General features: G+C 46.3%; 11 protein-coding genes. 5 read left to right on the top strand and 6 right to left on the bottom strand.

From position 1 onward, the window contains the following. Positions 1 to 61 precede the first annotated feature (61 nt). The 3 genes from fadB to tusA all read left to right on the top strand — a co-directional run bounded on the left by fadB (position 62) and on the right by tusA (position 3912). Complete coding sequence (fadB, locus tag K5X84_RS00055; RefSeq protein ID WP_054488932.1) at positions 62 to 2218, top strand: fatty acid oxidation complex subunit alpha FadB; 2157 nt, start codon at positions 62 to 64, stop codon at positions 2216 to 2218. 20 nt (positions 2219 to 2238) lie between these two features. Further along, a complete protein-coding gene (gene fadA / locus K5X84_RS00050) occupies positions 2239 to 3402 on the top strand; it encodes an acetyl-CoA C-acyltransferase FadA (RefSeq protein ID WP_222236079.1) in 1164 nt (387 codons plus the stop codon). 270 nt (positions 3403 to 3672) lie between these two features. Continuing rightward, a complete protein-coding gene (gene tusA, locus K5X84_RS00045) occupies positions 3673 to 3912 on the top strand; it encodes a sulfurtransferase TusA (RefSeq protein ID WP_222236077.1) in 240 nt (79 codons plus the stop codon). Between the two features lie 18 nt (positions 3913 to 3930). On the opposite strand, the gene K5X84_RS00040 is transcribed toward tusA, so the two are convergent. Together K5X84_RS00040 and K5X84_RS00035 are read right to left on the bottom strand one after the other, a co-directional pair. Continuing rightward, positions 3931 to 4422 carry a GNAT family N-acetyltransferase gene (locus tag K5X84_RS00040; protein ID WP_222236075.1) on the bottom strand — a complete coding sequence of 164 codons (492 nt, stop codon included), beginning with the start codon at positions 4420 to 4422 and terminating at the stop codon, positions 3931 to 3933. Between the two features lie 16 nt (positions 4423 to 4438). Next, positions 4439 to 5038: a DNA-3-methyladenine glycosylase I gene (locus K5X84_RS00035; protein ID WP_054488936.1), complete on the bottom strand. Its 600-nt coding sequence runs from the start codon at positions 5036 to 5038 to the stop codon at positions 4439 to 4441. Between the two features lie 93 nt (positions 5039 to 5131). On the opposite strand from K5X84_RS00035, the gene glyQ reads away from it, so the two are divergent. Together glyQ and glyS are read left to right on the top strand one after the other, a co-directional pair. Beyond that, complete coding sequence (gene glyQ, locus K5X84_RS00030) at positions 5132 to 6052, top strand: glycine--tRNA ligase subunit alpha (protein ID WP_054489076.1); 921 nt, start codon at positions 5132 to 5134, stop codon at positions 6050 to 6052. Positions 6053 to 6065: 13 nt separating this feature from the next. Then, complete coding sequence (gene glyS / locus K5X84_RS00025; protein WP_222236074.1) at positions 6066 to 8132, top strand: glycine--tRNA ligase subunit beta; 2067 nt, start codon at positions 6066 to 6068, stop codon at positions 8130 to 8132. A gap of 81 nt (positions 8133 to 8213) precedes the next feature. Here glyS and gyrB read toward each other — a convergent pair whose 3' ends face one another. From gyrB to dnaA, 4 genes are read right to left on the bottom strand one after another with little or no spacing between them, the layout of a single operon-like run. Then, the gene (gene gyrB / locus K5X84_RS00020; RefSeq protein WP_054488940.1) at positions 8214 to 10631 is read right to left on the bottom strand and encodes a DNA topoisomerase (ATP-hydrolyzing) subunit B; all 2418 of its coding nucleotides are present in this window, start codon (positions 10629 to 10631) and stop codon (positions 8214 to 8216) included. A gap of 15 nt (positions 10632 to 10646) precedes the next feature. Then, the gene (gene recF, locus K5X84_RS00015) at positions 10647 to 11711 is read right to left on the bottom strand and encodes a DNA replication/repair protein RecF (RefSeq protein WP_222236073.1); all 1065 of its coding nucleotides are present in this window, start codon (positions 11709 to 11711) and stop codon (positions 10647 to 10649) included. Positions 11712 to 11724: 13 nt separating this feature from the next. Beyond that, on the bottom strand, positions 11725 to 12828 hold the full coding sequence (dnaN, locus tag K5X84_RS00010) for a DNA polymerase III subunit beta (RefSeq protein ID WP_199493923.1): 1104 nt from the start codon (positions 12826 to 12828) through the stop codon (positions 11725 to 11727). Between the two features lie 30 nt (positions 12829 to 12858). Further along, positions 12859 to 14223: a chromosomal replication initiator protein DnaA gene (dnaA, locus tag K5X84_RS00005; protein WP_199493922.1), complete on the bottom strand. Its 1365-nt coding sequence runs from the start codon at positions 14221 to 14223 to the stop codon at positions 12859 to 12861.

Here is a 14223-nt window from a genome sequence, read left to right as displayed (position 1 = left end):
AGCTATAGCAGAATCAGTTTCTTTATAGCAACAAATTAATGGAAGTCGTGGGAGACCCAAGATGATCTATCAAGGTGAAAGCATTCGGGTCGATTTTATCGAACCAGGTTTCGCAGAATTACAATTTGATGCGAAAGGCTCGGTTAATAAATTCGACCAGGCAACATTAGAAGAATTCAGTGAAGCACTGACAAAATTACAAAACACTGACGATTTACGTGGCGTTATTGTTACCAGCAGCAAGTCGACCTTTATTGTAGGCGCTGACATTACTGAGTTCCTGACACTATTCTCTGATCAGGAAAAAACCCGCAGCTGGGTAGCAAAAGCATCACGCGTATTTGACCAACTGGAAGACCTGCCGGTACCCACCGTTGGTGCGGTTAAAGGCTTCGCGTTAGGCGGCGGCTGTGAGGCACTATTAGCCTGTGACTACCGTGTAGCGGATACCACAGCAACTATCGGCCTGCCTGAAGTTAAGCTGGGTCTCATCCCGGGCTTTGGCGGTACCATGCGTTTACCACGCGTTATTGGTCCGGACAACGCTTTAGAGTGGATCACCACAGGTAAAAACAATAAAGCACTTGATGCATTGAGCGTTGGCGCTGTTGATGCCGTTGTTGAGCCAGAGAACCTGACAAAAGCGGCGTTGAATTTAGCGAAAGCTGCCGCTGCCGGAGAGCAAGACTGGAAAGCCAAGCGTCAGCCTAAGTTAGAGCCGTTAAAAGCCAACGACACCGAGTTGATGATGACTCTGGTTACCGCTAAAGGTTTAATTGCAGCCAAAGCCGGTAAACACTACCCGGCACCGCACAAGGCGTTAGAAGCCATTGAAAACGGCGCACGCGAACACCGTGAAGGCGCATTAAAAGCTGAAAACAACGCATTTTTCGATCTGACCCAAACTGAAGCGTGTCAGGCACAGGTTGGTATCTTCCTGGCGGACCAGGCGGTTAAAAGTAAGTCTAAGAAGTACGCCAAAGCAGCAACCAAAGAAATCAAAACAGCGGGTGTTTTAGGCGCAGGCATTATGGGCGGCGGTATCGCTTACCAGTCTGCCCTTAAAGGCGTACCGGCTGTAATGAAAGACATAAAGCAAGACGCTTTAGACTTGGGCATGAAAGAAGCCGGCAAGATCCTGAAGAAAGGCGTAGAGCGCGGTAAAGTCAATAACGAGAAGATGATTAAAATCTTATCTTCTATTACACCTACGCTGCTGAACGATGCCGTTAAAGACGTCGATATTGTTGTTGAAGCCGTTGTTGAAAACCCGAAAGTTAAAGGTTCGGTGCTTGCTGAAATTGAAGGCGTTATCAGTGATGATGCTATTTTAACGTCAAACACCTCGACCATTTCTATTACAGAGCTCGCTAAGAACCTGAAGCGCCCTGAAAAATTCTGCGGGATGCACTTCTTTAACCCGGTACATAAAATGCCGCTGGTTGAGATTATTCGTGGCGAGAAAACTTCAGATGACACTGTTAATGCCGTAGTAGCCTATGCATTGAAACTGGGCAAAACCCCTATCGTTGTTAACGACTGCCCGGGCTTCTTAGTGAACCGCGTATTGTTCCCTTACCTGGCAGGCTTTGCCGGCATGGTTGATGAAGGCGTTGATTTCGTCGGCATCGACAAGGTTATGGAGAAGCAGTTCGGCTGGCCTATGGGTCCTGCGTACTTGAGCGACGTTGTCGGCATCGACACGGCGGATCATTGTACCGTTGTTATGGAAGCAGGCTTCCCGACCCGCATGAAACGCGACGAGTCCAGCGCCATTGCTAAGCTGGCAGCCGCTGAGCGTTACGGTCAGAAAAACGGTAAAGGCTTCTATGTTTACGGCACCGACAAAAAAGGTAAGCCAACCAAAGAAGCTGATCCAGCCACCTACGAGCTATTAGGCTGTGAACAAGGCAAAAAGCTGGACGCAGACGAAGTCATTGCTCGCTGCATGATCCCAATGGTGAACGAAGTGGTTCGCTGTCTGGAAGAAGACATTGTGGGCTCTGCTGCCGAAGCAGACATGGCGTTGCTTTATGGCTTAGGCTTCCCTCCATTCCGAGGCGGCCCTTTCCGTTATTTGGAAACGCTTGGCATGGACAACTTTATTCAACTGGCAGACAAGTACGCGCACCTGGGTGAAATTTATCAGGTTACCGACGGCATGCGCGAAATGGCTAAAGCCGGTAAATCTTACTTTGACACAACCAGCGCGAAGTAAGGCTTGAGGAGGTTATTAAAATGAAAGACATCGTCATTGTAGATTGTATTCGTACGCCAATGGGGCGTTCAAAAAATGGTGTTTTCCGCCATACTCGTGCCGAAGACCTCTCAGCTGCGCTGATGAAGGGCTTACTTGAGCGTAACCCGGAAGTGGATGTTGAAGAACTGGAAGACATCTACTGGGGTTGTGTGCAGCAAACCTTAGAACAAGGTTTCAACATTGCACGTAACTCAGCGTTAATTGCCGGCATTCCTCATAAAGTGGCCGGCGTTACCGTTAACCGTCTGTGTGGCTCATCCATGCAGGCATTGCACGACGCTACCCGCGCTATTATGAACGGCGACGGCGAGATCTTTATGGCCGGTGGTGTTGAGCACATGGGTCACGTACCAATGACTCACGGCATCGACTTTCACCCGGGCATGAATAAGTCTGTAGCAAAAGCTTCGGGCAGCATGGGTATGACTGCTGAATTGTTGTCTCGCAAATTCGGTATTACCCGTGAACAACAAGACGAATTCGGCGCGCGCTCTCATAAGAAAGCGCACGAAGCGACAGTTGAAGGCCGCTTTGCTAAAGAGATTTACCCAATTAACGGCCACAATGCCGACGGCGAACTGGTACGTGTTACAGAAGACGAAGTTATTCGTCCAGAAACCACTGCTGAAGGCCTGTCACAGCTTCGCCCGGTGTTTGACCCTGCCAACGGTACGGTAACCGCAGGTACATCGTCAGCCTTGTCTGACGGCGCAGCTGCCATGTTGGTTATGTCTGCTGATAAAGCCAAAGAACTGGGTCTGACGCCACGCGTTAAGATTCGCTCAATGGCCGTTGCAGGCTGCGATCCTTCCATTATGGGTTACGGCCCCGTTCCGGCAACTGAGAAAGCACTTAAACGTGCTGGTGTGTCTATTGACGACATCGACGTTGTTGAACTGAACGAAGCCTTTGCCGCACAGTCACTGCCTGTACTTAAAGGTTTAAAACTGTTCGACAAGATGGAAGAGAAAGTGAACCTGAACGGTGGTGCTATCGCATTGGGTCACCCATTAGGATGCTCTGGCGCACGTATCTCAACGACGCTAATCAACCTGATGGAAGAGAAAAACGCGAAGCTTGGCTTAGCAACCATGTGTATTGGCCTTGGCCAGGGTATTGCTACTGTCTTCGAACGCGTTTAAAAGAAACAGCAAAACTAGAGCGGTTTAACACTTTAACTGCTCTGAGGAAGGGGGGAGCGAAGGCTCGCCCCTTTTTATTGTCAGGAAATACTCAGAAACACGCCGTGAACCCATCCCTGGGGGCTTGACTGCAGCCATCCATGGCTGCAGACAGTTTCTGAGTATTTCCCGCCAACAAACAGCGGTGCAATCCATCACTCCCCCCTCACCTCTTAGTCGCGAAAGTGTTAAACTACTCGCCAATTTCACCTAACGTCTTTTAAAGAAGTCATGACCCAGATTAACTGCGACAAAGAACTCGATACCCTTGGCCTTAAATGCCCGGAGCCCGTAATGTTAGTTCGTGCGGCTATTCGTAAAATGAAGGTTGGTGAGGTATTGCTGATTATTGCGGATGATCCCGCAACAACCCGGGATATTCCGGGCTTTTGCGAATTTATGGAGCATGAGCTGGTTGCTTCTGAAACCGAAGAGATGCCTTACCGCTACTGGGTTAGGAAGTCCCACTAAAAGCCTGACATTCAAGTATCAGGCTTTATTTTTATTTAAATACATTTCCCAGAACTCAGCCTGACCCACTTCACCTAATTCGTAAGGTTCAAAACCAAAGTTTTTATAGGCTTGCTTAGCTCGGTCATTGTTTTCCAGAACTTCTAGAGTCAGCTTCACGCAACCACGGAATTCTGCCAGTGTTTTCACTTCTTCCAGAAGTTTACGCGCAACGCCCTGGCCTCGATATTCCGGAATAACCGCTATGTCGTGAATATTCATTAATGGTTTTGCAGCGAAGGTTGAGAAGCCTTCTACACAGTTTGCAACGCCAACCGGGGTGTCACCATCGTAGGCCAGCAAAGAAAAGACATGGTCTCTTTTTGCCATTTCATCTATCAGACTTTCTTTAACTTCATCTGATATGCCTTCACCACCACCCATTGGGTCTTTAGCGTAAGCATCCAACATAGCTATAACGGCATTACGGTGTTTGGGGTTACTATAATCCGCAAGTGTAATTTCTATCATTCGTCCTTCGCTCATTTTACAACGTAAACTGTTTCATTTGCTCAGCAACAGGCTGGTAGCAATGACAGCTGGTAACATGGTCGTTCACCATACCAACTGCTTCCATAAAAGCATAGCAAATGGTCGGCCCGACAAACTTAAAGCCTTCCTTTTTTAACGCTTTTGCCATGCTTTGGGAAGCCTCAGTTTCGGTTGGAATCTCACTTTGCGTCCGATACGCATTAATAATCGGTGAGCCGCCAACAAACGCCCATAGCCATTGCTCAAATCTAACACCTTTCTCTTCTAGCTTTAAAAAGGCTTCGGCGTTAGTGAAAATCGCGTCAATTTTCGCCTTGCTACGAATAATATCACGGTTGCTGTACAACCGTTCGCGATCAGCATCACTCATTGCCACAATAGCTTTCGGATCAAAACCCAAAAAGGCTTTCTCGTAGCCCGCTTGTTTGCGCAATATGGTTAACCAGCTAAGACCCGCCTGCTGCCCGTCCAGACACAGTTTGGCGAAGAGTTCTATCGGGTCACGTACCGGCCTTCCCCAGACATTGTCGTGATACGCACGGTAATCGTCAGCAGATTCACACCAGGAACAACGTTCTGGTTCATTATTTGTCATGCCTTCCCCTATAACCAAGGCGCGTCAGAGGGTATAATCTACGCATATTTTTCGACCATTGGTCAACCACAAATAAAAAAGCAGAGAATGCGTATGTCGAAATACGATGTGAAAACCTTTCAGGGGCTTATTCTTGCTCTTCAGGACTACTGGGCTCAGCAAGGCTGTGCCGTGGTTCAGCCATTAGATATGGAAGTGGGTGCAGGCACTTTTCACCCAATGACGTTTTTACGCTCATTAGGCCCCGAGCCAGCCAGTTTTGCTTATGTTCAGCCCTGCCGCCGTCCTACTGATGGTCGTTATGGCGAAAACCCAAACCGATTACAGCACTACTATCAGTTTCAGGTCATTATGAAGCCTTCACCTAAAGACATTCAGGAACTTTACCTGGGCTCTTTAGAAATGCTTGGCTTTGACACACTGACTCACGACATACGCTTTGTAGAAGACAACTGGGAATCGCCTACTCTGGGCGCCTGGGGTCTGGGTTGGGAAGTCTGGCTTAACGGTATGGAAGTCACTCAGTTTACTTACTTCCAGCAAGTCGGTGGTTTAGAGTGCCGCCCCGTGGCCGGAGAAATTACCTACGGCCTGGAGCGTTTGGCCATGTACATTCAGGGTGTGGACAGCATCTACGATCTGGTCTGGACCGACGGCCCTCGCGGTAAGATCTTGTATCGCGACGTTTTTCATCAGAATGAAGTTGAGCAATCAACTTACAACTTTGAATACGCTGACGTTGATGTGCTTTTCCGTCGCTTCGACGACTGTGAAAAAGAGTGCGAACTGCTCATAGAAAAATCTTTGGCTTTGCCTGCGTATGAGCAAGTGATGCGAGCGTCTCACGCGTTTAACCTGCTGGATGCCCGGCATGCTATCTCTGTGACCGAAAGGCAGCGCTACATACTTCGTGTCAGAACCATGGCAAAAGCCGTTGCCGAAGTTTATTACCAGGCGCGCGAAGCTCTGGGCTTCCCTTTAGCCGACAATAAAAACAACCCAGCAGCGAACTAAGGAGAGCCAAGCCGTGCACAAAGAAAACTTATTAATTGAGCTAGGTACCGAAGAGCTGCCTCCAAAAGCCTTAAAGTCACTGCGCGACAGCTTAAAGTCGGGTATTGAGTCTGGTTTAAAAAGCGCTGAACTGAGTTTTGATAGTATTGAAGCTTATGCCACTCCTCGTCGATTAGCTGTCCTGATTAAACAGGTTGAGACCGAGCAGCAGGATAAAGAAGTAGAGAAACGCGGTCCCGCTGTTAATGTGGCTTTTGATGATTCAGGTAATCCGACAAAAGCCGCCGAAGGCTGGGCTCGTTCTAATGGTATTACCGTTGAGCAGGCTGACCGTCTAAAGACAGACAAGGGCGAATGGCTGCTGCATAAGGCAACAGTAAAAGGCCAGGCGCTCGCTGAATTAGTTCAGGGTATGCTGGAAGCCGCCATTAAAACACTACCGATTCCTAAGCCTATGCGCTGGGGTGACAGCACCGCACAGTTCATTCGCCCGGTTCATACACTGACGGTTATGCTGGGTAGCGAGCTCATAAAAGCTGAAATTCTGGAAACTAAGAGCGCTCGTTTTATTCAGGGTCATCGTTTTCATTCTCCTGAAGGTTTCGAGCTTGATCATGTCGACAACTACCTTGAAAAGCTGCGTCAAGCGAAAGTAATCGCTAACTTCGAAGAGCGTATTGAGACAATTCAATCGGAGATCTCACGTCTTGCTTCGGAACTCGGCGGCCAGGTTATTCAGGATGACGAGTTAGTTGAGGAAGTTGCTGCACTGGTGGAATGGCCCGTAGCTTTAACCGCAAGTTTCGATCAGGGTTTTCTGGCTGTGCCAAAGGAACCGCTCATTGTCACCATGAAAGACGACCAGCGTTACTTCCCGGTTGAAGATGGCAAAGGTAATTTATTATCTCAATTCATTTTCATCACCAATATTGAAAGTCGCGACCCGCAACAAATTGTTAAAGGTAATGAAAAGGTTGTTCGCCCTCGCCTGGCGGATGCACAGTTTTTCTTTGAGTCCGATAAGAAAAAGACACTGGAGTCTCGCCTTTCAGCACTGGATTCTGTACTTTTCCAGAAGCAACTCGGAAGTATTGGTGACAAAGCACGTCGCATTTCCGTGTTAGCCGGTAAAATTGCCAACCAGTTAAACGCTGACGTAAAAGCTTCACAAAGAGCCGGCCTGCTGTGCAAAGCTGACCTGGTATCCGATATGGTTTCAGAGTTTCCTGAAACTCAAGGTGTTATGGGTAAGCACTATGCACTTAACGACGGTGAAAGTGAAACTATCGCACAGGCAATTGAGCAACACTACTGGCCTCGCTTTTCCGGTGATGAATTACCTCAAACCAAAGAGGCCTGTGCCGTCGCGTTAGCCGACAAACTGGATACGCTGGTCGGAATATTTGGTATTGGCCAGGTACCCAAAGGGGATCGTGACCCCTTTGCTCTTCGCCGCGCAGCTTTAGGTTTATTACGTACACTGGTGGAGCGCGATCTCGCACTAGATTTAAACGAGTTACTGGCAGCCTCAGTAGAAGGCTTTGGTGACAAGTTATCCAATAAAACAGTAGCTGCCGACGTATTTGAATTCCTGCTTGGCCGCTTCCGCCCTTGGTATCAGGATCAAGGTATTTCGGTTGATGTTATTCAGTCAGTACTGGCACGGTCGCCGTCAAAGCCAACCGACTTCGACCAACGCGTTAAGGCTGTTCAGTCATTTAAATCTCTGGACTCTGCCGAAAGTTTAGCAGCCGCCAATAAGCGGGTTGGGAATATTCTCGCAAAGTCTAAAGAAGAAATATCAGGAAAAGTTGATGAGTCTGTTTTACAAGAAGAGTCCGAAACAGCCCTTTATCGTTTAGTAACGCAAACTGAAAGCGCTATTAAGCCGCTTATTGCTAACGGTGACTATAGTGACGCCCTTACACAGTTATCAGAGCTTAAAGAGCCTGTCGATGCGTTTTTCGAACATGTAATGGTTAATGCGGAAGACGATACAGTTCGTGTGAACCGACTTAACTTACTGTTCAGATTGCGTCAGCTGTTCCTGGAAATAGCAGACATATCTCTTCTTCAGTAAGTCTTTGATTTAAAAAATAAAAAGCCGGTTCATTTTGCATGAACCGGCTTTTTTTATGCTGACATTCTTTATGTCTATTAACTAGACATCGAGGTTAGCAACCTTAAGCGCGTTAGACTCTATAAATGCTCTACGAGGCTCGACCTCATCACCCATTAAGGTGGTGAATAACTGATCCGCGCCAATAGCATCTTCAATAGTAACCTGAAGCATACGACGGGTTTCAGGGTCCATGGTCGTTTCCCACAGTTGGTCAGGGTTCATTTCTCCCAAACCTTTATAGCGTTGAACATAAAGTCCACGCTTAGACTCATTGATAAGCCATTCAACAGCGTCAACAAAATGGTTAATTGGTTGCTTTTTCTCTCCACGGAGAACATAGCCACCTTCTTCTACCAGCGAGTCGATTTTTTCGCCAAGCGTCACTATCTGTTCATAGTCTTTCGACATTAAGAACTCGTAGTTAAGTGGGTAATCGGTATCAACCCCATGCTGACGAATTGTTGTTGTCGGCAACCACATTCTGCGTTCAGTATCTTCATGCAAAGAGACAGTATAGGTTGCTGAATCGACTTCTCTGGCTGTTAGGTCATCGTTTAGTGTCTTGACCCACTTGGCCATATAATCTTTGTCTTTCAACCGTTCATCAGTTAGACGAGGCGCGTAGAACAGGCGCTGCAGAAAACGTTCCGGCATACGACGGCTCAGGCGTTTTATATTTTCCTGCGCCATTTGGTAGCCGTTAACCAGCTCTTCCAGCTTTTCACCCGCAATACCCGGAGCAGTTTCGTTAACGTGTAACGACGCGTTGTCCAACGCCAAACTGGTCAGGTAACGAATCAATGACGGATCGTCTTTAATATAGACTTCTTGCTTACCTTTTTTCACCTTATACAAAGGAGGCTGAGCAATGTAGATGTAACCACGCTCAATAATCTCCGGCATTTGGCGATAGAAGAAGGTTAGCAACAAGGTACGAATGTGAGAACCATCAACGTCAGCATCCGTCATTATAATAATACGGTGATAACGTGTTTTATCCGGGTTGTACTCATCACGACCAATACCACAGCCCATTGCTGTGATTAAAGTTCCGACTTCAACCGATGACAACATTTTATCAAAACGTGCTTTTTCAACGTTAAGGATTTTACCTTTTAACGGCAGTATCGCTTGGTTTTTGCGATTACGCCCCTGCTTCGCTGAACCGCCTGCAGAGTCACCCTCCACAATGTAGAGTTCAGACAGTGCAGGATCTTTTTCCTGACAATCGGCCAGCTTACCGGGAAGCCCCGCTATATCTAAAGCACCTTTACGGCGAGTCATTTCACGAGCTTTACGAGCCGCTTCACGCGCCCGAGCCGCATCAATAATTTTATTGATGATAAGCTTGGCTTCACCTGGGTTTTCTAACAGATAATCGGCTAACTGTTCATTCATTGACTGCTCTACAGCCGACTTCACTTCAGAAGAAACGAGTTTATCTTTTGTCTGAGAAGAAAACTTAGGGTCTGGTACTTTAACTGAAATAATTGCAGTTAAACCTTCACGGGCATCATCACCGGTTGCTGAGGTTTTTGCTTTCTTAGTAAAGCCTTCTTTTTCCATATAGGTGTTTAACGTACGAGTTAATGCTGCACGAAAACCCGCCAGGTGAGTACCACCGTCACGCTGTGGGATATTGTTGGTAAAGCAGTAAATATTTTCCTGGAAGGAATCGTTCCACTGCATGCTTACCTCTACACCAATACCGTCTTCTCTTTGAAGCGTAAAGTAGAAAGCTTTTTGATGAATGGGGGTTTTGTTCTGGTTTAAGTAGTTAACAAAAGCGGCAATACCACCTTCGTATTTAAAAACATCTTCACGGTCGTCACGTTCATCTCGCAACCGTATGCCAACACCCGAATTCAAAAATGAAAGTTCTCTCAGGCGTTTCGCCAAAATATCGTAGTGAAATTCAGTATTCGTGAAGGTTTCGTGACTCGGCCAAAAACGAAGCTCAGTCCCTGTTGTATCCGTTTCACCTACAGGTTTTACGTCACTGTCAGGCTCACCCATATGATAAGTTTGCTCGTAAACCTGGCCTTGTCGACGAATGGTCAACTGCAGCTTTTCAGACAGCGCGTTTACAACAGAGATACCAACACCGTGCAAACCACCAGACACTTTATAAGAGTTGTCGTCAAACTTACCACCAGCGTGCAATACGGTCATGATAACCTGAGCAGCTGAAACGCCCTCTTCTTCGTGTATATCAACGGGAATTCCGCGACCATCATCTTTCACACTGACTGAACCATCAGAATGAATGGTAACCATAATTTCTGAACAATGGCCCGCTAAGGCTTCGTCAATAGAGTTATCGACAACTTCAAAAACCATGTGGTGCAGACCCGTTCCATCATCTGTGTCACCAATGTACATACCTGGGCGTTTACGAACCGCATCCAACCCTTTGAGAACCTTGATACTCGATGAACCGTAATTATTTTCTTCCATAGTATTATCTCGATATCATTCGTTTATTACCCCATGTTCCACGTGGAACATTCGAGGTGATTTTTGAAATTTATCCGACAACTGCTTTCCAGTAATTGCGGTGATAAACACTTGTGCGTCTAGATTTTCTAACTCACGACAAAGTAACGCCTGGTTTCTTGAATCAAGCTCTGACGTTAAATCATCGACCAAATAGATGCAGGGTTGCTTTTTAATTTTTTGATAATGCTTCCCTTGCGCTAATTTCAAAGCGGTTATCGCGGTTTTTAGCTGCCCGCGAGATAAGCGATGCTTTACTTCCACACCATCTGCTATCACTTTGATATCTGCCTTATGTGCCCCAACTGAGGTGAAGCCGTATTTCTTATCTTTCTCTGTATGGCTTTCTAAGGCGTCAAATAAACTTTGGCTAGTATCCCAGCCCGATTTTAATCGAACCTCCATTGTAACATCGGAGAGAAAAGATTTCGCTAGTTCTTGTATATAATCATTAAGTTCTTCTAGGTATTTTTCGCGACTTTTACTAATGCGTTCACCATAATAGGCCAACTGTTCTTTCCAGTATTTATCTTCCCGCACGGGAAGCGAGCGTTGTTTGAGTAAACTGTTTCTTTGTTTAAGTAATTGGGTGTAAGCAACCCAGTCCGAATAAAAAGAATGTTCCACGTGGAACACTCCCCAATCAATAAACTGTCTTCTCTGACCTGGTCCCTCTAAAAGAATATCTACAGACTCAGGGGTTAACAACTGTACCGGCACTAAACGGGCAACATCTGACATCCGCTGAACATTCGCACCATTTAATCTTAACGACTGCTCTCCATCACCGCTGCGTCGAACGCCAATAGAGTAATCTTTAGAGCGACAAAATACGGTAAAGCCGCTATTACCCTCTTTAATTAACTGACGAAACCCGCCGGGACGAAAAGAACGACCGAAACCGAGTAAATAAATAGCTTCAAGCAGGCTCGTTTTACCGGAACCGTTGTCTCCAGTAATTAGGTTAATTTGGGGACTGGGGGACAAAGCCACTTCCGAAAAATTTCTGAAGTGGCTTAAACTCAATGTCTCAATGAACATTTATAAGGCAGGGTTACAAACGCATGGGCATAATAACGTAACAGCAAGACTCGTCATGCTGAGGTTCAATTAGTGCACTGCTGTTTGAGTCAGACAGAGTAAAAGAAACCTGTTCGTCATCAATGTTATTTAAGACATCTAGCAAATAGCTAACGTTGAAGCCTATCTCAAGATCATCGCCTTGGTAATCGACTTCAATAACTTCTTCCGCTTGTTCTTGTTCAGGGTTTGTCGCAGTAATACAAAGCTCACCACTGCTTAAATTCAAGCGCACACCGCGAAATTTTTCATTTGATAAAATTGAAGCACGGCCAAAAGACTGACGTAAAGCATCACGATGCGCGACCACAACTTTATCACCGCCACTTGGTAAAACACGACGATAGTCAGGAAAACGACCATCTACCAATTTACTGGTAAACACCAGCTCTGGTGTTTCAACGCGAATATGGTTGTTTCCGATAGAAACCGACACTTCCTGATCGTCATCGCCCAAGAGACGAAGTAACTCAACCACCCCTTTACGAGGAACAATAACCTGTCGTTGTGCAAGGCCTGGTTGGTCTATAGCACAAGTGCTCATGGCCAAACGGTGACCGTCAGTTGCAACAGAGCGCAACATGCCATTATCCGTTTCAAACAACATACCATTTAAATAATAACGGACGTCCTGGTTCGCCATTGAGAAATGGGTTTTCTCCATTAGGTCCTTCAATATGGCCTGCTCAGTCACCAAATGGATGTCACTTTTCCAGTCATCGATATTTGGGAAGTCGTCTGACGACAGAGTGCTAAGCTTAAACTTACTGCGACCTGATTTAACGGTTGCGCTGTCTTCCTGTGAAGTGAACTCAATTGTTGAACCTTCCGGTAAGCTCCGCACAATATCCAGAAGTTTCTTAGCTGGTACAGTAACTGCTGCATCCATATCTGCAGATTCCAGCGGTACCGAGGAGACCAGTTCAACTTCCAGGTCTGTTCCGGTCAATTTAAGCTGGCCGTTATCTACCTGTAATAACAAATTCGACAAAATTGGTAATGTATGCCGCCTTTCAACAGCACCACTCACAACCTGCAGTGGCTTGAGAAAAGCATCGCGGTTAATTGAAAATTTCATGACTGAGTCCCCTGTTTATAACGACATACCTTATGACGACAATGTTCGAATAAGATTTCTATAGTCTTCTTTTATGTCGTGCTGCGCATCTTTTAATTCTTGTATTTTTCGACAAGCATGTAAAACCGTCGTGTGGTCACGCCCGCCAAAAGCGTCACCAATCTCCGGTAAACTGTGGTTGGTTAATTCTTTCGCCAACGCCATGGCCAACTGTCGTGGACGCGCTACGGAACGACTTCGGCGCTTAGACAAAATGTCAGCTAACTTAATATTATAATATTCTGCGACTGTTTTTTGGATGTTATCAATAGTGACTAATTTTTCCTGAGCGGCAATTAGGTCACGCAGTGCTTCGCGCACAAAATCGATAGTAATGGGTCGGCCGGTAAGTTGAACATTCGCGACAACCCGGTTCAGTGCACCTTCAAGTTCACGTACGTTTGAGCGTAATCTTTTGGCAATGAAAAAGGCGACTTCGTGTGGCATATGTAACCCACGTTCGTCGGCTTTCCGCATTAAAATAGCAACTCGCGTTTCTAATTCCGGCGGCTCTATAGCAATGGTCAAACCCCAGCCAAAACGGGATTTCAGACGATCTTCTACTCCATCTATTTCTTTCGGATAAAGATCGCTGGTCATAATAATTTGCTGATTACCTTCCAACAGTGCGTTGAAAGTATGAAAGAATTCTTCCTGAGAGCCCTTTTTATTTGCAAAGAAATGGATGTCATCTATTAGCAAAGCATCAACTGAACGGTAGTAACGTTTAAATTCATTAGTCGAACTGTTGCGAATTGAGTTAACCATGTCCTGAACAAAACGTTCTGCCCGAATATAAAACACCTTGGCGTCCTTCTTGTGCGCCATAATGCCATTGCCAACTGCGTGCAATAAGTGTGTTTTACCTAAACCCGTACCACCATAGACAAAAAGTGGGTTGTAAACACCGCCTGGATTCTCAGCTACCTGAATAGCCGCCGCACGGGCCAGTTGGTTTGACTTACCTTCAACAAAATTATCAAAAGTGTATTCAGGATGAATATTGCTCTCAAACGGTACTTCAGTATCGGCATTACTTGAGGAAAAGTTTGGCGTCTTTCTGCGCGTTGCAGCAGCGCGTTGTTGCGAACCGTTATCTTTTTGTGTTGGCGACGCTTCCCCAACCTTTAAAACAACATTCGGTACTTTGTCATCGCACATGGATTCCAAGTACGCATTAATGGTTTTCAGGTATTTATCACGCACCCAATCGACCGAATAGATATTCGGCGCAAATAAGGTCAAAGTCTCGCCATTAAGTTTGGCTTGAAGAGGTCTGATCCACGTGTTGAACTGCTGTAACGGTAACTCCGATTGCAGTCGCTCTGCACATTGTTGCCAAAGCGAATTATTCAC

The sequence above is a fragment of the Idiomarina abyssalis genome (assembly GCF_019797805.1).
GTDB lineage: Bacteria > Pseudomonadota > Gammaproteobacteria > Enterobacterales > Alteromonadaceae > Idiomarina > Idiomarina abyssalis.
The sequence above is the reverse complement of the archived record's forward strand: the minus strand, read 5'-3'. Positions and strand labels throughout refer to the sequence as shown.